Annotated in this window: 19 protein-coding genes; 13 read left to right on the top strand and 6 right to left on the bottom strand. The window is 66.7% G+C overall.

Features of this window, described 5'->3' with window-relative positions:
* The first annotated feature begins 12 nt into the window (after positions 1-12).
* The 8 genes from ACP693_RS17150 (at position 13) to ACP693_RS17115 (ending at position 5,701) form a co-directional block, all read left to right on the top strand.
* A complete protein-coding gene (locus ACP693_RS17150; protein WP_426016418.1) occupies positions 13-750 on the top strand; it encodes an energy transducer TonB in 738 nt (245 codons plus the stop codon).
* Positions 747-1,532 carry a hypothetical protein gene (locus tag ACP693_RS17145; RefSeq protein WP_426016420.1) on the top strand — a complete coding sequence of 262 codons (786 nt, stop codon included), beginning with the start codon at positions 747-749 and terminating at the stop codon, positions 1,530-1,532. The genes ACP693_RS17150 and ACP693_RS17145 overlap by 4 nt, the downstream gene beginning before the upstream one ends.
* A gap of 110 nt (positions 1,533-1,642) precedes the next feature.
* Positions 1,643-2,011 (top strand): 30S ribosomal protein S13, encoded by a 369-nt coding sequence (rpsM, locus tag ACP693_RS17140; protein WP_135195340.1) that lies wholly within the window; start codon positions 1,643-1,645, stop codon positions 2,009-2,011.
* Between the two features lie 9 nt (positions 2,012-2,020).
* Entirely contained in the window at positions 2,021-2,410 is a 390-nt protein-coding gene (gene rpsK, locus ACP693_RS17135; RefSeq protein ID WP_013268944.1) for a 30S ribosomal protein S11, read from the top strand.
* 93 nt (positions 2,411-2,503) lie between these two features.
* A complete protein-coding gene (locus tag ACP693_RS17130; RefSeq protein ID WP_135195341.1) occupies positions 2,504-3,523 on the top strand; it encodes a DNA-directed RNA polymerase subunit alpha in 1,020 nt (339 codons plus the stop codon).
* Between the two features lie 103 nt (positions 3,524-3,626).
* The gene (gene rplQ / locus ACP693_RS17125; RefSeq protein ID WP_055753399.1) at positions 3,627-4,046 is read left to right on the top strand and encodes a 50S ribosomal protein L17; all 420 of its coding nucleotides are present in this window, start codon (positions 3,627-3,629) and stop codon (positions 4,044-4,046) included.
* Positions 4,047-4,135: 89 nt separating this feature from the next.
* Positions 4,136-4,594 carry a GNAT family N-acetyltransferase gene (locus ACP693_RS17120; protein WP_426016421.1) on the top strand — a complete coding sequence of 153 codons (459 nt, stop codon included), beginning with the start codon at positions 4,136-4,138 and terminating at the stop codon, positions 4,592-4,594.
* 189 nt (positions 4,595-4,783) lie between these two features.
* Positions 4,784-5,701 carry a LysR substrate-binding domain-containing protein gene (locus tag ACP693_RS17115; protein ID WP_426016423.1) on the top strand — a complete coding sequence of 306 codons (918 nt, stop codon included), beginning with the start codon at positions 4,784-4,786 and terminating at the stop codon, positions 5,699-5,701.
* Here the strand turns inward: ACP693_RS17115 and ACP693_RS17110 are convergent.
* Positions 5,673-6,530, bottom strand: a complete 858-nt coding sequence (locus ACP693_RS17110; RefSeq protein ID WP_426016425.1) for an ABC transporter permease subunit — start codon at positions 6,528-6,530, stop codon at positions 5,673-5,675. The genes ACP693_RS17115 and ACP693_RS17110 overlap by 29 nt on opposite strands.
* Positions 6,520-7,431, bottom strand: a complete 912-nt coding sequence (locus ACP693_RS17105; RefSeq protein ID WP_425984269.1) for an ABC transporter ATP-binding protein — start codon at positions 7,429-7,431, stop codon at positions 6,520-6,522. The genes ACP693_RS17110 and ACP693_RS17105 overlap by 11 nt, the downstream gene beginning before the upstream one ends.
* A gap of 99 nt (positions 7,432-7,530) precedes the next feature.
* Here ACP693_RS17105 and ACP693_RS17100 point away from each other — a divergent pair, with 99 nt between their 5' ends.
* Positions 7,531-8,787 carry an ectonucleotide pyrophosphatase/phosphodiesterase gene (locus ACP693_RS17100; RefSeq protein WP_426016426.1) on the top strand — a complete coding sequence of 419 codons (1,257 nt, stop codon included), beginning with the start codon at positions 7,531-7,533 and terminating at the stop codon, positions 8,785-8,787.
* Positions 8,788-8,861: 74 nt separating this feature from the next.
* A complete protein-coding gene (locus tag ACP693_RS17095) occupies positions 8,862-10,583 on the top strand; it encodes a hypothetical protein (RefSeq protein WP_426016428.1) in 1,722 nt (573 codons plus the stop codon).
* Positions 10,584-10,735: 152 nt separating this feature from the next.
* Here ACP693_RS17095 and ACP693_RS17090 read toward each other — a convergent pair whose 3' ends face one another.
* Genes ACP693_RS17090 through ACP693_RS17080 form a run of 3 tightly spaced genes read right to left on the bottom strand, consistent with a single transcriptional unit; the run spans position 10,736 to position 15,732 of the window.
* A complete protein-coding gene (locus ACP693_RS17090) occupies positions 10,736-11,518 on the bottom strand; it encodes a thioredoxin domain-containing protein (protein WP_426016430.1) in 783 nt (260 codons plus the stop codon).
* A 21-nt stretch (positions 11,519-11,539) separates the two neighbouring features.
* A complete protein-coding gene (locus ACP693_RS17085) occupies positions 11,540-12,940 on the bottom strand; it encodes a M48 family metalloprotease (protein ID WP_426016431.1) in 1,401 nt (466 codons plus the stop codon).
* A gap of 59 nt (positions 12,941-12,999) precedes the next feature.
* Positions 13,000-15,732, bottom strand: coding sequence for an Rne/Rng family ribonuclease (locus tag ACP693_RS17080; RefSeq protein WP_426016433.1), 2,733 nt, complete (start codon positions 15,730-15,732; stop codon positions 13,000-13,002).
* A 508-nt stretch (positions 15,733-16,240) separates the two neighbouring features.
* Here ACP693_RS17080 and ACP693_RS17075 point away from each other — a divergent pair.
* A complete protein-coding gene (locus ACP693_RS17075; protein WP_426016435.1) occupies positions 16,241-17,410 on the top strand; it encodes an N-acetylmuramoyl-L-alanine amidase family protein in 1,170 nt (389 codons plus the stop codon).
* A 45-nt stretch (positions 17,411-17,455) separates the two neighbouring features.
* Entirely contained in the window at positions 17,456-18,133 is a 678-nt protein-coding gene (locus ACP693_RS17070) for an SDR family oxidoreductase (RefSeq protein ID WP_426016436.1), read from the top strand.
* A 4-nt stretch (positions 18,134-18,137) separates the two neighbouring features.
* On the opposite strand, the gene ACP693_RS17065 is transcribed toward ACP693_RS17070, so the two are convergent.
* Positions 18,138-18,806, bottom strand: coding sequence for a J domain-containing protein (locus tag ACP693_RS17065; RefSeq protein WP_426016437.1), 669 nt, complete (start codon positions 18,804-18,806; stop codon positions 18,138-18,140).
* Between the two features lie 45 nt (positions 18,807-18,851).
* Here ACP693_RS17065 and ACP693_RS17060 point away from each other — a divergent pair, with 45 nt between their 5' ends.
* Complete coding sequence (locus ACP693_RS17060) at positions 18,852-19,157, top strand: BolA family protein (protein ID WP_426016439.1); 306 nt, start codon at positions 18,852-18,854, stop codon at positions 19,155-19,157.
* Positions 19,158-19,226 lie beyond the last annotated feature (69 nt).

The raw sequence follows: 19,226 nt of genomic DNA, 5'->3' as shown, positions 1-19,226 counted from the left end.
GTTGATCGCCTGATGAACGAGCCTGCCGATCCCGGACCTGAGAAGAGCCGCCTGCGTCGCTGGCGCATGGCGGGCATCTTCGTCGCCGTCGCCGTCGCCGAGATCGGACTGTTCCTGCTGCTGGGGCGGGTGAGGGGGCCGGCGCAGACGCCTGCGGTCGAGCCGCCGCCGTTCGAGGTCGTGCTTTACGATCCTCCGCCGCCCATTTCCAACGAACCGCCTGCGCCCGAAACGGGCGGCGGCGCGCCCGCGGCCCCCTCGGTCATCCACACGCCTCCACCTCCGCCCAAGGAACGCCCGCGCGAGGTTCCGGCGCCGCCCGTGAAGGCGCCCGAGCCTGCGCCCGTCGTGGGTATCGCGCCCGCCCCGTCGCCCCAGCCCGGTTTTGGCCAAGGCGGGCAGGGGACCGGCAGTGGTTCAGGCGTGGGATCCGGCAATGGTCCCGGCAGCGGCTCGACCGGACCACGCCTGGTCACCGGCCCCACCATCGGCCAGATTCGCGCCAATCACCCGTCGAACGCGCGCAGCCGTTATGGTCGGGTGGAACTGTCTTGCATAATCCGCCTGGACAGCCGTCTGGACGGTTGCCGCGTGGTGGACGAGTCGCCGCCCGGTATGGGCTTCGGCGCGGCGGGCCTTCAGGTCTCCGGCTTCTTCCGTTTTCAGCCCCCCACCGAGGACGGACGACCCGTCGAGGGACAGCGCGTCACTGTTGGTGTGGACTTCGGGCGTCCGCCGAACAGAGATTGACGAAGGCCGTGATGGATTTCATGGTGGCGGCGGAGGGAAGTATGTTCGCCGCATTACATTTTTCTTCGCCTCGACGCCGCAGCAGTCGGCTCCTGACGGCGGTTCTGGTGGCTGCAATTCACCTGGCAGCCCTATGGCTGCTGGCGACCACGGCGACAAGAATGGTCGTTCCTTCCGAACCTCCAGTTTTCAATGTTGTTTTGTTTCCTCGCATCGACGTCGGTGCGAACAGCAATTTGAGCACGTCGGGAGGCGCTCCTGCGGCGCCATCTCGTATCCACACGCCTCCGATCTTTCCTGATCTGGAAGAAGAGATCGCGGCCCCGCGCGCCCAAGACATCGCTCAGCCGTTGGTGACTGGCTTTACTGATGTTCTAAGCCCCGCTCCTGGGATGGGTGAGGGCGGCATCGGCGACGGGCTAGGCGCGGGGCTGGGATCCGGCAACGGGCCAGGAGATGGAGGGGGGAGCGGCCCGACGCTGATCCAGGGGCCTGCTCATTCAGTCATATCGGAATCCGTGTCTAGAGCCGCGCTTTACGACAGCGCCGGCGCGCATGTCGTTTTGCGGTGCCAGCTGAGGATATCCGAGCGGTTGGAACGTTGTCGTGTGATCGGAGAGCACCCGCGACCCTCTGGTCACCGACGAGAAGCTCTTGCGCGTGCAAGGGAGTTTCGAATTAAACCTCCTACGAGAAACGGAATTGCGATGGATCGTCACACGATGACGGTTGCCCTGGCTTTTCCGCTTCCAAAGGAAGAGGCGGACCAGCCCTCTGGTTGACGCCTCGTGAATCACATGTATAAGGGCGCCTTCCCGCGAAGGGCGCCACGCTCCTGGTCTGTTGACCGGAGCGTTTGTTGCGTATGACTAACGCGTATCTGGAGAATTTCGTGGCCCGTATTGCTGGCGTCAACATCCCGACCAACAAGCGCGTAGAGATCGCGCTTCAGTATATCCATGGCATCGGCCCCGCCGCCGCCAAGGACATCACCGAGAAGGTGGGCATCGAGTCCGCCCGCCGCGTGAACCAGCTGACGGACGCCGAAGTCCTGTCGATCCGCGAGACGATCGACAAGGATCACACCGTCGAGGGCGACCTGCGCCGCGAGACGTCGATGAACATCAAGCGTCTGATGGATTTGGCCTGCTACCGCGGCCTGCGTCACCGTAAGGGCCTGCCGGTCCGCGGTCAGCGCACCCACACGAACGCCCGCACCCGCAAGGGTCCCGCCAAGCCGATCGCCGGCAAGAAGAAGTAAGACAGACACATGGCCAAGGAACCGGGTCGCGTAAAGAAGCGCGAGCGCAAGAACATCACCTCGGGCGTCGCCCACGTGAATGCTTCGTTCAACAACACCATGATCACGATCACAGATGCCCAGGGCAACGCGATCTCGTGGTCTTCGGCCGGTCACATGGGCTTCAAGGGTTCGCGTAAGTCGACCCCTTACGCCGCCCAGATGGCCGCTGAAGACGCCGGCAAGAAGGCTCAGGAACACGGCGTCAAGACGCTGGAAGTGAACGTCTCGGGTCCGGGTTCCGGTCGTGAGTCGGCTCTGCGCGCTCTGCAGTCGGTCGGCCTGACGATCACGACCATCCGCGACGTCACGCCGATGCCGCACAACGGTTGCCGTCCGCCCAAGCGTCGTCGCGTCTAAGCGATAGCGTTCTAAGGCACCCCCCATCTCCGTCCGCTCCATCATGGCCTCGTCGACAAGGCCGGAGCAGGCGAAACCCGTTCGAGGGACAAAATGATCGAAAGAAACTGGCAAGAGCTGATCCGTCCCGAGAAGCCGCAGATCGAGATCGGTTCCGACGCCCAGCGCAAGGCGCGCCTGGTGGCCGAACCTCTCGAACGTGGCTTCGGCGTGACGCTCGGCAACGCACTCCGTCGCGTTCTGCTGTCCTCGCTGCAAGGCGCGGCTGTCACGGCCATCCAGATCGACGGCGTCGTTCATGAATTCTCGTCGCTGGAAGGCGTGCGGGAAGACGTGGTCGACATCGTCCTGAACATCAAGCAACTGGCGCTGCGCATGCACGCCGAAGGCCCCAAGCGCATGACCTTGCGCGCCACGGGCCCCGGCGTCGTGACGGCCGGCCAGATCGACGTGCCGGCGGACATCGAGGTTCTGAACCCCGATCACGTCATCTGCACGCTGGACGACGGCGCGTCGGTCCGCATGGAACTGACCGTCCAGAACGGCAAGGGCTACGTCGCCGCCGAACTGAACCGTCCGGAAGATGCGCCGATCGGCCTGATCGCCGTCGACGCCCTGTATTCGCCGGTCAAGAAGGTGGCTTATCGCGTCGAGCCGACCCGTCAGGGCCAGTCGCTGGACTACGACAAGCTGCTGCTCGAAGTCGAAACCAACGGTGCGGTTACGCCGGTTGACGCCGTCGCTTATGCGGCGCGCATCCTGCAGGACCAACTCCAGATCTTCATCACCTTCGAAGAGCCCAAGAAGGCTGTCGAGCAGTCGGACGGCAAGCCCGACCTGCCCTTCAACCCGGCACTGCTGAAGAAGGTGGACGAGCTGGAACTGTCGGTTCGTTCGGCCAACTGTTTGAAGAACGACAACATCGTCTACATCGGCGACCTGATCCAGAAGACCGAGGGCGAAATGCTTCGCACCCCGAACTTCGGCCGCAAGTCGTTGAATGAGATCAAGGAAGTTCTCACGACGATGGGCCTCAGCCTCGGCATGGATGTGCCGAACTGGCCCCCCGAAAACATCGAAGACCTGGCCAAGAAGTTCGACGACCAGATCTAAGTTCAACCCTCCGCCCGTCTCCTTCGGGAGATGTCGGGGCGGTTAGAAGATTACGGCGTCAGGTCTCGCGAGAGATACCTTCGCCGGAGTAGGAGAGACCCAGATGCGCCACGGCGCCGCCCATCGTAAACTCGGTCGCACGAGCAGCCACCGCACCGCCATGTTCGCGAACATGGCCGCCTCGCTGATCAAGCACGAGCAGATCACCACGACCCTGCCCAAGGCGAAGGAACTGCGTCCCTTCGTCGAGAAGCTGGTCACCCTCGCCAAGAAGGGCGACCTGCACGCTCGTCGTCAGGCCATCAGCCAGGTTCGCGACGTGCCGCAAGTCGGCAAGCTGTTCGAAACGCTAGGCCCGCGCTACAGCGAGCGTAACGGCGGCTATATCCGCATCATGAAGGCGGGCTTCCGTCACGGCGACAACGCCCCGATGGCCGTCATCGAGTTCGTCGATCGCGACGTCGAAGCCAAGGGCAAGGACTCCGGTCCGGTCCTGGCCTTCGAAGGCGGCGACGAAGACTAAGATTTGGTCGCAGGACCAAACGCCGGAAGGGCGGTCGGAGCAATCCGACCGCCCTTTTGCTTTGCGCGGACACGGGGCATGAGGGGTGAATGAGCGTTTCGATCGTTGATTATCGTCCCGACCACGCCGCCGTCTGGGCGCGCTTGAATACATCCTGGCTGGCCGAGGGCGGGTTCGCCGTCGAGGCCAAGGATCGGCTCGCCATTGACGATCCGCAGGGTGTGTTCCTGGGCAAGGGCGGGCGCATCTTCATCGCTGAACGGGATGGCGAGGCCGTGGGGTGCTGCGCCCTGGTCCCGACCGACGACGGGGTCGAGGTCTGCAAGATGACGGTCACGCCCGCCGCGCGAGGTCTTGGGTTGGCGAGACGCCTGCTTGAGGCCTGCGAGGCGGCGGCGCGAGAGGCCGGCGCCGGGCGGCTCTATCTGGAGACCAACAGCGCGCTGACGCCGGCCATCGCCCTGTATGAAAGCTTCGGCTTCATCCATCTGCCGGCTCGGCCGACGCCCTATGCCCGCGCCGATGTCTTCATGGAAAAGCGGCTCTAGCCGTCGAGCATGGCGGTTAGCGCCATGCCCCATATGAGCAGAATGCACAGGCCATAGGCGATCTGGTCCTGGCGTGAGGGGCGGGGCGGTCTTGGCGGCGGGTTTGGGAGCGGCATCGCCAAGCTTGAACCCGATTTCCCAAGGCGCAGAAATCGATTAAGCGGGTCGGTGTCTGTGAGGGGAGGTCACATGTCGAGCCGGGCGCCGCCACCGCTGAATGCATTGCGAACCTTCGAGGTCTTTGGCCGGCACAGGAGCATGACCCGTGCGGCGGCCGAGCTGTGCGTGACCCACGGCGCGGTCAGCCGACAGATCGCGGCCCTGCAGGCCTCGCTGGGCGTGACCTTGGTCACCGGGCCGCGACATGCACTGACCCTGACTGACGCGGGCGCGCAGTTGGCCGAGCGGCTGACGCCGGCTTTTGTGGCGATCGCCGATGCCGTCGAGGGCGTGCGGCAGGGTGCGGCGCGCGAGATCGAGATTTCCTGCCTCGGCACGTTCGCGCTCAAATGGCTTATCCCGCGCCTGCCGGGTTTCCTGGAGACCCACCCTGAAGTGCGGGTCAGGTTGTCGGAATCCTATGCGACGGTCGATTATCGGCGCGATCGGTTCGACGGCGCCATTCGCATCGTCGAACAGGATCAGGGTCATGCGCGCACGGAAGCGACGCGCTTTCTGGCTCAGTATCAGGGGCCGGTCGGGGCGCCGGCCTTGATGGCGGGGTTGCCGACGCTGGAGGCCGTGGCGCATGCGCCGCGCCTGCGCTCGGCCACCTTCCGGCGTGCCTGGCCTGCGTGGTCGGAACTGGCGGGCGTGGCCCTGCCGGTGGCGACGACGGAGCGGGAATTCGCGCACAACCATTCGCTGGTCGAGGCGGCGATCTCGGGACTGGGCGTCGCCATCGCGCCATGGGCCTTCGTGGCGCCGGATATCATCGCGGGACGTCTGTCGGCGCCGTTCGGCTTCGTGGAGCGGCCGTCGTGGTTCGCTTTCCTGCGGCCGGAGGAACGCAGGGATGCCGCGGTGGACGCCTTCCGCGACTGGCTGGTCGCGGAAGGCGCGCGCAGTCCGCCGCCGCCTATTCCTTCGACAGGTCCTGGCGGTTGAACCAGGCGACCGAAGCCGCGAACGGGACGCCGATCCACAGGGCCAGGCTGATCACACCCTTGGCGAGGGCGTGATCGGGCAGTTCGGCCGCCGCCATTCCGCCCTGGATGACGGCTTTCAGCAGGTCCGTGGCCAGGCCGGGCGACAACAGGGGCATAAGCCAGCCGTCCGGCGTCACGCCCATCGGCAGCAGCAGCTGGGGCAGGAAGAACTGGGCGATGCCGATCACAAGAGGCGCGAACAGGGCCGCCAGCAGCGACCGTGTCACCACGGCGCCGAGCAGGCCCAGCATGGTGAACTGAAGGATGCGCGCCCAGGACGTCAGGGTCAGCAGGCCGAAGTCGGCGGCCGCCGCGCCGGTCATCGAGAAGGTGACGGGGCGGCCGAACACCGCCGCCTGGATCAGGCTGGCGATCACGTCAGAGATCAGGGCGGCGAAGGTCGCCAGCACGATCACCAGGGCCACGACCGCCACCTTGCCGATCAGCAGGTTCGGGCGCGTGTTGCGCGCGCTGATCAATCGCCAGGTCTCCCAGCGATAATCGCCGGCGTAGATGGTCGCCGCGCCGATCAGGACGAACATCAGGATGGCGGGGTTGGCGAAGTCCCCGGCGCTCTTGACCAGGGTCAGGCCCAGGTCCAGCGGACCGCCCTTCATCAGCTCGGGCGGCAGTTTTCCGGCCAGCTTGGCCTCGTTGGCCTTGGCGACCACGAAGCCCAGGGTGGAGAGGAGGATGCCCATGATCGGGATGAACAGCACGCTCCAGAACAGGGCGGTGCGGTTCTTGGACAGGCGGTAGGTTTCGGATCGGATTGCGTCAGCCAGCACGGTTTTGCTCCTGCACGCCGGTCCAGCCGGTTTCGCTCATGAAGACGTCTTCCAGGTCGGCGCCGATCCAGCGGGCTTCCTCGATATCGACGCCGCCTTCGACCAGGGCCTTGATGGCGGCGGCGGCCTCGGCGCGCGGCACAGCGGCCACCACGGCGTCGCCGTCCAGGGTGGCGCGGTCGCCCAGCACCGACAGGGCCTTGGCCAGGGGCGTGACGGACAGGCGCAGACGCTCGCCCGAGGCGGTCAGGTCGGAGACCTTGCCCTCGGTGATCACCTTGCCCTTGTTGAAGATGGCGACGCGATCGCAGACGCGCTGAACTTCCTGCAACTGGTGGCTGGCCAGGATGACGGTGACGCCGTCGTGGTCGGCCAGGCTGCGGATCAGGGCGCGCATTTCCTGGATGCCGGGCGGATCCATGCCGCTGGTCGGTTCATCCAGGATGACGAGGTCCGGCTTGGTCATCAGGGCGGCGGCGACGCCGAGGCGTTGCAGCATGCCGACCGAAAAGCCCTTCACGCGCCGGTTCGCCGCCTCGGTCAGGCCGACGCGTTGCAGCCAGTTGTCGATCTCGGCCGAGGTCACGCCGCCGTGCGCGCGGGCCAGCCATTCCAGCACCTGGCGGGCGGTCATGAAGGGGGGGAAGCGCGGCGTCTCGATCATCGAGCCCATGCGGCGCATCGACGCCGGATCGCCGATCCGCCCCCCCATCACCGTCGCCTCGCCTTCGGTCGGACGAATCAGGCCCAGCAGGGTGCGGAACAGGGTGGACTTGCCCGCGCCGTTGGGGCCGAGAACGCCATAGACCCCGCCACGCGGGATCGACAGGGTCAGGCCGTCCAAGGCCCTCACCGTCCCATAGGTCTTGGTCAGGCCGCGAATGTCGATGACGGTTTCCATGACGCAAGCTTGGCGCGAGAACCCCGTTCCCACAAGCCGTCGCAAGCCTGTCGTCCATTAAGTTTAGGCAATGGTTCGATGTCGCCTGTGAGTAAGCTTATGTCCCGTCTTCCCGCCTCCTGCCTGGCCTTGGTCGCCGCCGTTGTAGTTGCGTCCTGCGCCGCAACGCCGGTCTCGAACCCGCCAGCCTCGCAATCCCCGGTCGTTTCCACCTCGGCGTCGCAGGCGGCGCGACCCGATCTGGTGATTCTGATCTCGATCGACGGGTTCTCGCCGGATTATATGGGCAAGGGTCAGACGCCGGTGCTGGACGCGCTGGCAGCGGGCGGCGCCTTCGGGCCGATGCGGCCGTCGTTCCCCAGCGTGACCTTCCCCAATCACTATACGCTGGTGACGGGCCTGCATCCGGATCACCACGGCGTCGTCGGCAATCGATTCACGGACGCTCAACTGGGCGCCTTCACCATGGCCAGCAAGGAGACCGGCTTCTGGGATCAGGGCGAGCCGATCTGGGTCACGGCGGAAAAGGCCGGCATTCGCACGGGCACGATGTTCTGGCCGGGGTCGGAGGTCGAGATACAAGGCGTGCGGCCCAGCCATTGGATGCCCTTCGATCAGTCCATGCCGGGCGACGCGCGGGTGGACCGGGTGCTGTCGTGGCTGGACCTGCCGGCGGATCAGCGGCCGAAGCTGGAGACCCTCTATTTCGACATCGTCGATACGGCCGGACATCGCCATGGTCCCGACGGCGCAGAGACGCGTGCCGCCGTGGCCACGGTCGATGCGTCCATGGGGCGGCTGGTCGAGGGGCTGAAGGCGAGGGGGCTTTATGATCGGGCGATGCTGGTGATCGTGTCCGATCACGGCATGGCCGCCACCTCGCCGGACCGGGTGGTCTGGGTCGACGATATCATCGACCCGGCGGCGCTGAAGATCGGCTATGGCGGGGCGGTCCTGACCGCCGACCCGGCGCCGGGTCGCGAGGCCGAGGTGCAGGCCAAGCTGGTCGGTCGTCATCCGCATATGGAATGCTGGAACAAGGCCGATGTGCCGGCGCGGCTGGTCTATGGCTCCAATCCGCGCGTGGCCCAGATCGTCTGCCTGGTCGAGACCGGCTGGCTGGCGGCGACACGGGATCGGCCGGTCACCCGCGCGGGCGGCGCCCACGGCTATGACAATCAGGCGCCCGAGATGGCGGCGGTCTTCATCGCCCACGGGCCGGACGTCGTCGCGGGGCGGCGGCTGACCGATCTGGACAGCGTGGACGTTCAGCCCTTTTTGGCGCGGATGCTGGGCCTCAGCGCGCCTGCGGGCGACGGCCGGGCCGCAGACACCTTGCCCGTCACCACGCCCTGATCGGGTGCCCTGATTGGATAATTGGCGAGGCGGCCAATTAGGCGCACAAAGGTCGGCAAGCGGGGGAGGCGGGAATGCGCAAGGGTCTGTGGGTGGCGACGGTTTCGGTCGCCTGTCTGATGGCGCCGATCGCGGTCGCCGACGCCACGGCGACTGCGGCGACCCTGGCCCTGATCGCCAATCCCCAGGTCTGCGGTCGCGTGGACGCGGTCGGCGATGTCCAGCCCACGGCGGACATGGTTATGGTCCCCGGCTTCGGAGACGAGGCTTTCGCCGTCGATACCAAGAACCCGCAGGCCCAGGCCTGGTTCGACCATGGGGTGCGGCTGCGCTGGGCGTTCGAACATTCGGAATCGGTTCGGGCCTTTCGCAAGGCGCGGCAGCTGGATCCGGCGTGCGGCATGTGCGCCTGGGGCGAGGCCTGGGCCATCGGGCCGAACCTGAACGGCGGTGGGAACGACCCTGAATCCATCGCCACGGGATTGAGAACGGCGCGCGAAGCCCGGCGGCTGGCCGGCGACGCCACGCCGATGCAGCGCCAGATGATCGACGCCCTGATCCAGCGTTACTCAGGCAAAGAAAACACCCGCGCCCTGCGCTTCGCACGCGCCATGGACCGGATCTCCAAACGCCATGCCGACGACGTCTCGGTGGGGTCGATCACCGCCGACGCCTGGATGCTGCAGCCCGAGGGCGAATGGTGGGACGAGAACGGCAAGGCGACCGATCCCGCCGTGACGCGCGCCATGGCGATCCTGGAACACAGCCTGACGGTCAAGCCGAACGATCCGGCCTCCATCCACCTCTATATCCACCTGACGGAATGGTCCGAAGATCCGCATCGGGCGCTGGCCTATGGCGAGCGGCTGGCGCTGCTGGCGCCGGGCGCCAGCCATCTGGTGCATATGCCGTCGCACACCTTCTATCGCGTCGGGCGGTACAAGGACGCGATGATGTCCAACGTCAACGCCGTGGCGCTGGACAAGACCTACGACCGGCTGGCCAGCCCGCCAGGCGGTATTCGTGGCATGCGGCTTCACGCCCACAACATCCATTTCGGCATGGGCGGCGCCCTGATGGCGGGCGGGGCCGAACGAGGGCTGGAGTTGGCCGACTGGTATATGGCGACCTATCCGCAGCTGCTGGGCGCGCCCGAACCCGGTGACGACGGCTATGTCGTTTATCGTCAGATCATGGCGGCCGACGCCTATGCGCTTTACGGCCGGTTCGGATCCGACGCCCAGGTCGCGGCCTTGCCCGAGCCGGACGTCGGGCGGCCGCTGATGCGGGTCGGCTGGCGCTATGCGCGCGGCGAGGCGGCGGCGCGCAGAGGCGATGCGGCGGCTGTGCGGATCGAGGCCCAGGCCATCGCGGCCCTGCTTGCGGACAAAGCCTTCAAGGGCGCGATGGCGGATCGTCAGATCGGATTCGCCGAACTGTTCCAGAAGGTGCTGGAAGGCCGCGCGGCCATGATCGACCAGGATTATCCGACCGCCATCGCTGCCTATGGCCGGGCGGCGGCGATCCAGGCGATGAATCCCGAAGGCGGCGACCCGCCGATGATCTGGTATCCGACGCGCCGCAGCCTGGCCGCCGCCATGCTGGCGTCGGGGGATGCGGCCGGGGCCAAGGCCAAGATCGCCGAACTGCTGACGGACTGGCCCAGCGATCCCTACAGCTACTATGTGCTCTATCGCGCCGAGCAGGCGCTGGGCGACGAGGCTGCGGCGAACGACGCCCTGCGCCATGCGGGCGTCGAATGGATCGGCGGGAAGATGACGCTGGGTGAGGCCTGACGACTTTTCCTTCTCCCGTTGGGAGAAGGTGGCCCGAAGGGCCGGATGAGGGTTGGCCGGTGGGCCAGTTCGCACCACCCGACCCTCACCCTTTCGCGCCAGAACGACGGCTTCGCCGCCGTGCGCTCAAGCCCTCTCCCAGCGGGAGAGGGTTATTTCTTGGCCGCTTCGATCAGTTTGGCGATTTCGGCGGGGTCGATGCCGGGGCTGGCCTTGCCGTTGATGAAGAAGGTGGGCGTGCCGCGCAGGCGCAGGGCGGCGGCCGTGGTGTGGATGTCGGCGATGTGGCGTGTGGTGTCGGGCGCGGCGATAGCGGCCTTGGCGCGGGCCATGTCGACGCCGTTGGCGGCCAGGATGGCGTCGATGGACTCGATCGACAGGGCGCGCTCGGTCATCAGGGCGTCGTAGACCTCCAGATACTTGCCCTGCTGATGCGCGGCCAGGGCGGCGCGGGCGGCGTATTGCGAGGCGATGTCGTCGCCGCGGTCCAGGATGGGCCAGTCCTTGAAGACGAAGCGGACCTCGGGGTGGGCGGCCATCAGGGCGCGATAGTCGTGGGCCACGGCCTTGCAGCCGGGGCAGCGGAAGTCGAAGAATTCGACCACCGTGACCTTGGCGTTCGCCGGACCGAAGGCGGGGTCGCGGGCGTCGGGCGCCAAGAGGCCGGCGTTGGCGGCGGCGGCCTGGTTGGTCTCTTCGACGCTGGCCTCGGCTTCCTTGGACTGCAGCGCCAGCTGCGTCTCCTGCAGCACCTCGGGATGCTCCAGCAGATAGGACCGGACGTCGGCGCCACCGGCGCTGAAATAGGGCGCGACCGAGAACCCCAGGGCGATGACCGACAGGCCCAAGGCCAGATAGCCGGCGCGCGCGCCGTTCCGCCACGCAGGCTTGGCGGTCTTGGTTTCGGGCGCAGGCGTGGGGGCGTCGTCGGTCATTCAGTCTCGCAGTTGGAAAGGTTAGTTGAGGGTTGTCGGTCGGCGCGCGGCGTCGCGACGGTCCAGGTCGTTGAGATCGTCGGGCGTGGCGCCCGAGGCCAGGACGATGTCCACGGCCCTGCGCCATTCCATGGAGCCGGGGTCCAGCATGGAGCGGGCGCGAAGGGCGAACTGGGTCGCCTGCTGCTCGCTGCCGGCCGCGAAATAGTATTCGGCCGAGGCCAGGCGCGCCTCGCCCTCCTTGCCTTGCGAGGCATAGGCCTGGGCCAGCAGGCGCCAGGCCATGGTGTTGTCCTTCTCAGCGACCACGGCATGTTTCAGCTGGTCGATGGCCTCGTCCAGATTGGCCTTGTCGTTGGTCTCGATCAGGGCGTGGGCCAGGTTGACGCGCAGCAGGGGGGCATCGGGCTTGAGCCGCACGGCCTCGCGATGGGCGGCGACGGCCTCGGCCGGACGGCCTTCCTCGAACAGGATCTGGCCCTTCAGTTCCTGGAAATAGGGGTTGGTCACGTCGCCGGCGATCAGTTCGTCCACCGCCGTCAGCGCCTTTTCGGTCTGGCCGTCGCGATACCAGGCGATGGCGCGGGCATAGCGGCCGGGCAGGGAGGTGTTGGTCGACGGATAGTCGCGCAACGTTCCATTTGGCGGGTCCATGAAGGCGTGAATCTTGGCCAGGATCAGGGCGTGCTGGGCCATCCGCTCGGGGCTGTCGCGGTGATCGTAGTGCGGCTGTTCCTGCACATAGCGGCGCAGGGTCTCGATCCGGTTCGACGACAGAGGGTGGCTGCGGAAATAGGGATAGCGACGGGCGTCGGAGAAGACTTCCTGCGAACGGAAATTCTCGAAAAAGGACACCAGGCCGGCCCCCGATTCGCCTGCGCCTTCCAGCGCGCGTGCGCCCGTTATGTCAGCCTCGCCTTCCTGGCTCTGCATATAGTGCAAGGCGCCCAAGGCGCCGAAATACTGGCTGGAGCCCAGCAGGGCGACGCCGGCGTCGGGCGCGCCGGCGGCGATCGCCAGGGCGCCCAGGGCCATGGTCATCAGCATGGGCTGGCGGCCGGCGTTCTGGGCCCCGTCGCGCAGGGTGTGGCGGTTCTTGATGTGGCCGGCTTCGTGCGCCATCACGCCCAGCAGTTCGCCGGGCGTCTTGGTGCGCAGGATCAGGCCGGTGTTGACGCCCATGATCCGCCCGCGCGTGGCGAAGGCGTTCAGGTCGTCGTCATTGACCAGCAGGACCTGGATGTCGGTCGGGTTCAGCCCCATCGAGACGAAGACCGGGTCGGCCCATTCGCGCACGATGCCCTCGACCTCGGTGTCGCGGATCAGGCTCTGGGCCGAGGCCTGGCCGGCGGCGACGAGAGCCATAAGGCCCGCCGCCGTCGCCGCCAGAACGCGAGATGCAGATCGGGGAAGCCATCTCATGGCTCTACTCCAATAGCGACCGGCCCCCGCCTGCATCCTGACAGTCTAATCGTGACCGATCAGCGGCGCCACCACCCACGCTTGGGCTTTTCAGGCGGTGCGACGATCTGGTTCGGATCTTCGGCGATGATCGCCTCGACATCAATCTCGGGGACTGGCGCGACGAATGGCTCGGCCAGAACAGCTTCTGCGACCGGAATCGGAGCCGGCTCCTCGACCGGCGAGACCTCGACCGGCTCAGCCGCCAGGGCCTCCTGCGGGGTCACGTCCAGTTCGACCGGCGCGCCCTCGACCGCAGCCTCGTTCGGCTCGATGGCCGTGTCGGGATGCGGTTCGGCCGCGATCTCGACATTGGCGCTGGCCGACTTGCGGCGAACGCGACGACGTTGCGGTTCCGGCGCGACAGCCGGGGTATCGATTTCGGTCGTCTCGGCGGGCGTATCGACCATCACGGCCATCGGCGTCTCGGGCGAGCCGTCGGGCGGCATGCCTTCGTTGGTGGCGCGGTTCTCGACCTTGATCTCGTGACCGACAGGCGCGTCGCCACGACCCCGACCGCGACGACGGCGACGGCGCGAACGGCCGCCCTCTTCGCCGGCGCCTTCACCAGCGACAGCGTCCAGGCCTTCGACCTCGGACTGAGCCACAGCGGGGCGTTCGACGCGCTCGGGACGCTCGGCACGTTCGGAGCGCTCAGTACGACCTTCCGACCGGCCCGGATTCAGCGGGTCGAACCAGACATAGGGGTCGTCCAGCGACGGCGTGCGACCGCGGACCCAGGTGTAGACGTCGCGCTCGCCATCCTCGCGGACCCGGCGCCCGCCACGGCGCCCACGGCGACGGCGACGGCCGTTCTCGTCTTCCTCGTCGTCCGAGGCGTCGTCGACGTTCAGCGTGTCGGCGGCTTCGACGGTTTCGGCGACCTCTGCGGTCTCCTCGTCGCGACGACCGCCACGACGGCGGCGATTGCGGCCCCGACCGCGATCGCGATCACGACCGCCGGACTCGGCGCGTTCAGCCCGTTCGCGCGGCTCATCGTCGTCGCTGTCCTCGCGGTCCAGCGCCTCGACATCGTCGTCATCGTCGCCGACGATTTCCTCGTCGTCGTCCTCATCTTCGTCTTCGTACAGCGAGGCGTCGAAGTCGTCGTCGAGATTGGGCATCTCGATCTCGGGCGCGACGAAGTCCTCGTTGGTCTCGGTGCGCTCGATATTGTGCTCGCCCTGGCCCAGGCTGTCGTCGATCTGGACGATGACGTTCAGGCCGCGACGTTCCAGCAGCGACTGCAGATAGGCGCGCTTGTGGTTCAGGATGTACAGGCCGACGGCGGTGCAGACCTTCAGCACCACGACGCCGGCACCGTTCTTGCCGGCCTCGATATCGACCGCGCGCAAGGTCATCAGGGCGGCGGATTCGGCCGAGCGGATGCGGCCGGTGCCCTGGCAGTGCGGGCAGGCCTCGGTGGCGCCCTCGATCACGCCCAGGCGGCGACGCTGGCGGCTGATCTCCATCAGGCCGAAGGGGGAGATGCGGCCCATCTGGATGCGGGCGCGGTCGGAGGACAGGGCCTCCTTCAACACGCGCTCGACGGCGCGGTTGTTCTTGCCCTCATCCATGTCGATGAAGTCGATGACGACCAGGCCGGCGAGGTCGCGCAGGCGCAGCTGGCGAGCGGCTTCTTCGGCCGCTTCCATATTGGTCTTGAACGCCGTCTGCTCGACGTTGCGTTCCTTGGTGGCGCGGCCCGAGTTGACGTCGATGGCCACCAGGGCCTCGGTCTGGTTGATGACCAGATAGCCGCCCGACTTCAGCGGCACGACCGGCTGATGGATCTGCGTCAGCAGTTCCTCGATGCCGTTGGCGGCGAACAGGGGCCGCGAGCCGCGATACAGGTGAACCTTGTTGGCCTGGGCGGGCATCAGCACGCGCATGAAGTCGCGCGCTTCCTTGAAGCCCTCGACGCCCTCGACCTGGATGCCGTCGAAATCCTTGTCGAACATGTCGCGCACGGCGCGGCGGACCAGGTTTTCCTCCTCGTAGATCACCGAGGGGGCGTGAGAGGCGAGGGTGGTCTCGCGGATCGTCTCCCACAGGCGCAGCAGATACTGATAATCGCGCTTGATCTCGGCCTTGGTGCGCTTGGCGCCGGCCGTGCGGATGATCAGGCCCATGCCCTTGGGCACGTCCAGAGCCGAGACGGCGCTCTTCAGCCGGCGACGGTCGGAGGTGTTGGTGATCTTGCGGCTGATGCCGCCGCCCTTGCCCGTGTTGGGCATCAGGACGCAGTAGCGCCCGGCCAGTGACAGCCAGGTGGTCAGGGCCGCGCCCTTGGCGCCGCGCTCGTCCTTGACGACCTGAACCAGCAGGATCTGGCGGCGCTTGATGACGTCCTGGATCTTGTAGCGACGCATCAGGCGGCGCTTCAGACGTTCCTCGTCGGCCAGGGCGCCTTCGGGATCGACGTCGTCGCCGGTCGATTCCCGATCCAGATCGTCCTCGTCCTCATCGTCGTGCGCTTCGGCCATGATGGCTTCGCGATCGGCGACCGGGATCTGGTAATAGTCCGGGTGGATTTCGTTGAAGGCTAGGAAGCCGTGGCGATTGCCGCCGTATTCGATGAACGCAGCCTGCAGGCTGGGCTCTACGCGTGTGACCTTGGCGAGGTAGATGTTGCCGCGAAGCTGGCGCTTCGCACGGGATTCGAAGTCGAATTCCTCAATTTGGCGTCCGTCCACGATGGCGACCCGGGTCTCCTCGGGATGCGCCGCATCGATCAGCATTGTCTTTGACATGGATAGTCTCTCTCTGGCGCGCGCAGGCCGACCGTCCCGGAACACCGGGCAGGGTCATGGCGGCTCGCCGAATGAAGGTGAGGGCCGGCGCGCGCGACATCCCCTCGCCGAGAACGGCGAAGCGGGCTTGATCAAGCCGTTGGGGAACGCAGGCGGAAAGGCCCATTGAAGTCGTCGGTCCTGAACCGGGCGCGCCAATCCCTTGGGAAGGCCGCGTCCCTGGTCCGCTCTTCGAACCATCGGCGATGCCGGGGCGGTTCTCGGATTGGTGAAAGTCAACGCCGCGAGGAGGGCGCGCCAAGATCCGCAGAGGCGAAATCGGCGCGATCGGTTCGCGAGCGGTCACAGCATAGTCACGCAACTGGAGAATTAAAAGGCGTTCGCCTTAACCCCCTGAATACGAGCGTCTGGCATGATGACGGCCTAGTAGGCTTTATTTGGGTTTGGCGTCGCAATGAGCGGTCGCGTTTTGACAGGTTTGATGCGCTGGGGCGCGAAGGAATGGGCGATGACCGCCTTGGCCTTCGTTGTCATCTGCATGGTCGGTCTGTCTGCGACGCGCGGTTTCGCCTGGGGCGCCCAAGGCGACGTGCTGGCGGTGCGCTTCGGCGCTGACGGCGACCGAACCCGTGTGGTCATCGATCTGGACAAGTCGGCGCAAGGGCGCGTCATCGACGCGGGCGGCGAGGGCCGCGTAATCCTGGCCCTGAACGGCGTTGCGCCGGGACGGGGACTGAACGGCGGCGGATCGGGCCTGGTAAGGTCTTACGAGGTGACCTCGTCTGGGGGGGCGTCGCGGGTTCAGTTGGAGCTGGCGCGCGGCAGCGAGATCGAGCGCCGTTTCCTGCTGCCGCCCGGCGACGGCGTCAGCCACTATCGTTATGTCGTGGATCTGAAGGCGACCGGCGCGGCTGCGCGCGCGTCCGCCGCGCCTGCGCCGCGCCCCAGCGCGCCGCCGCGCCGGGCCGAACGGCCGCTGATCGTCATCGACGCCGGCCACGGCGGCAACGATCCCGGCGCCAGCGGCGCTCGCGCCAAGGAAAAGGAAGTCACCTTGGCCGCCGCCCTGGCGCTGAAGACCGAACTGGAGAAGAACGGTCGTTACCGCGTGCGGCTGACGCGGTCCGACGATCGGTATGTCGACCTGTATCGCCGGGTGTCCATTGCGCGTCAGTCGGACGCCGACCTGTTTATATCCCTGCACGCCGACGCCGGGGCCGATCCTGCGCTGCGCGGGGCCAGCGTCTATACGCTGTCGGAACAAGGCGCCGGCCGGGCCGTGCGCGAGTTCACGCGCGGCGACAACTGGCACCGCGAACTGCACCTGCCGGGCCGCGACCCGTCGGTGGACCGCATCCTGCTGGATATGACCCAGCGCGCGACCCAGAATCGCTCGGCCCAGTTCGCCCGCGTCCTGCTGACCCATCTGGAAGGCTCGGACCAGCCCCTGCTGCGCCGCAGCCACCGCGATGCGGGTCTGGCCGTTCTGCTGGCCCCCGACGTGCCGGCCGTGCTGCTGGAGATGGGCTTCATCACCAATCCCGAGGACGAGCGGCTGCTGACCGACGAGCGCGCCCGCCGTCGTTTGATGAAGTCGGTCGCGGATGGCATCGACCGCTATTTCCGCGAACCGTCGGCGCCGATGATGACCGCCTCGAACAGCGGGGCGGCGGGTTAAGGCCGGCGCGGCGCAACCAAGGCCGTCTTCGCCGGTTCCAAGGCCATGAGAAAAGCAATCGTTACGGGCGGCGCAGGTCTGATCGGATCCGGCGTCTGCAAGGCGCTGGCTGCGCGCGGGTGGGAAGTCGCGTCTTTCGACCTGAAAGCCATCATGGCCGGCACGCGCCAGATCCTATGCGACATCGGCGACGAAGCCTCTGTGGCCAAGGGCTATGAGGAACTTGGCTGGTCGGAACTGGACCTGCTGGTGAACAACGGCGGCGTGGCTGATCCGGTCAACGGGCCGCTGGCCGAACTGTCGCTGGAGGACTGGCGCAAGACGGTCGACAGCCATCTGACGGGCGCCTTCCTGATGACCCGCAGCGCCATTCCGCTGATGGCGAAGGGCGGGAGCATCATCAACATGGCCTCGACCCGCGCCTTCATGTCGGAACCGGAGACCGAGGCCTATGCCGCATCCAAGGGCGCCATGGTCGCCCTGACCCACGCCCTGGCCATCAGCCTGGGGCCGAAGACGCGGGTGAATGCGATCGCGCCGGGCTGGATTTCCGGCGACGACGACCTGCGTCCCGTCGATCACGACCAGCATCCCGTCGGCCGGGTGGGGCGTGTCGATGACATCGCCCAGGCCGTGCTCTATTTAGCCGATGCGGGCTTCGTCACAGGTCAGGTGTTGACGGTGGACGGCGGCATGACGCGCAAGATGAACTACGCCGAATAGGCGATCAGGCCAGGCCGGCTTTCTTCAGCGTCTTCCAGGCCTTGATGACCCGTTGCAGCTTGGCCTCCGCGCCCCGGTCGCCGTTGTTGGTGTCGGGGTGAAACCGCTTCAGCAGGTCGTGGTACTGGGCCTTGATCTTGGCCTTGTCCGCGCCGGGATCCAGATCCAGGTCGGCCAGGGCGGTGCGTTCCAGCTTGCCGATGCGACGATCCTCGGTCGGAGACTGGGGCGCCTGGTCGCCCTTGCGCCCGAACAGGCCAAAGCTGTCGCGCCATGAGCCGGCGCCGGTGGTGTTGGACGTGCCCATCTTGGCGGCGAAGGCGGCGGCCTCGCGCGTGAACTTGCCGGCCTGCATTTCCCAGGTCGGGCGGCCGCCGGTCATGGCCTCGTTTTCCTGAAGGTTGCGAATCTGGCCTTCGCTCATGCCGGCGTAGAAGTTCCAGCCCTTGTTGTACTCGCCGGCGTGGGGCTGGCAGAATTCGTAGAAGTCGTTCAGCCGCTCGCGCGACTTCGGCGCCTTGGCGGCCGCGGCCCTTCGGCAGTCGGGCCATTGGCACGGCGTCTCGCCCGGCTTGAGGTGAAGGACGTCGGCTTTCGCCGCCTCTTCATCGGGCTTGGGCGGCTTCACCCGAATGTCGGTGAAGCGCGGCTTGTATTGAAAGGAGGCGGACATCAGCCGAAGTGTAAGGCCGAATGGGACAGCATCAAGGAATCGATCATGTCAGAAGGCCCGGTTGCGACGATTATTCGTGCAAAACTTACCGATGGGCTATCGCCGCAACGGCTGGAGGTCGAAGATGACAGCTGGCGACACGCCGGGCATCACCATGAAGGCGGGATGGACGCCAAATCCGGTGGGGAAAGCCATTTCAATCTGGTGATCGTTTCGGCCGCTTTCCAGGGGCAGTCGCGTCTGGCGCGACAGCGTGCGGTCAACGCCTTGCTCAAGGACGAGATGGCCGGACCCGTCCACGCCCTGTCGATCAAGGCCTTGACCCCCGAGGAGGCGGGAGAGAGCGCCTGACGGAAAAACACCGTTCACATCGTCTTAGAACCTTCGTCTTAGCGTCACGCGACCAAACAGAACGTGGGG

Source organism: Brevundimonas sp. TWP1-3, assembly GCF_049896085.1.
In the GTDB taxonomy this organism is placed as follows: Bacteria; Pseudomonadota; Alphaproteobacteria; order Caulobacterales; family Caulobacteraceae; genus Brevundimonas.
This window is presented reverse-complemented; position numbering and strand designations above follow the sequence as displayed.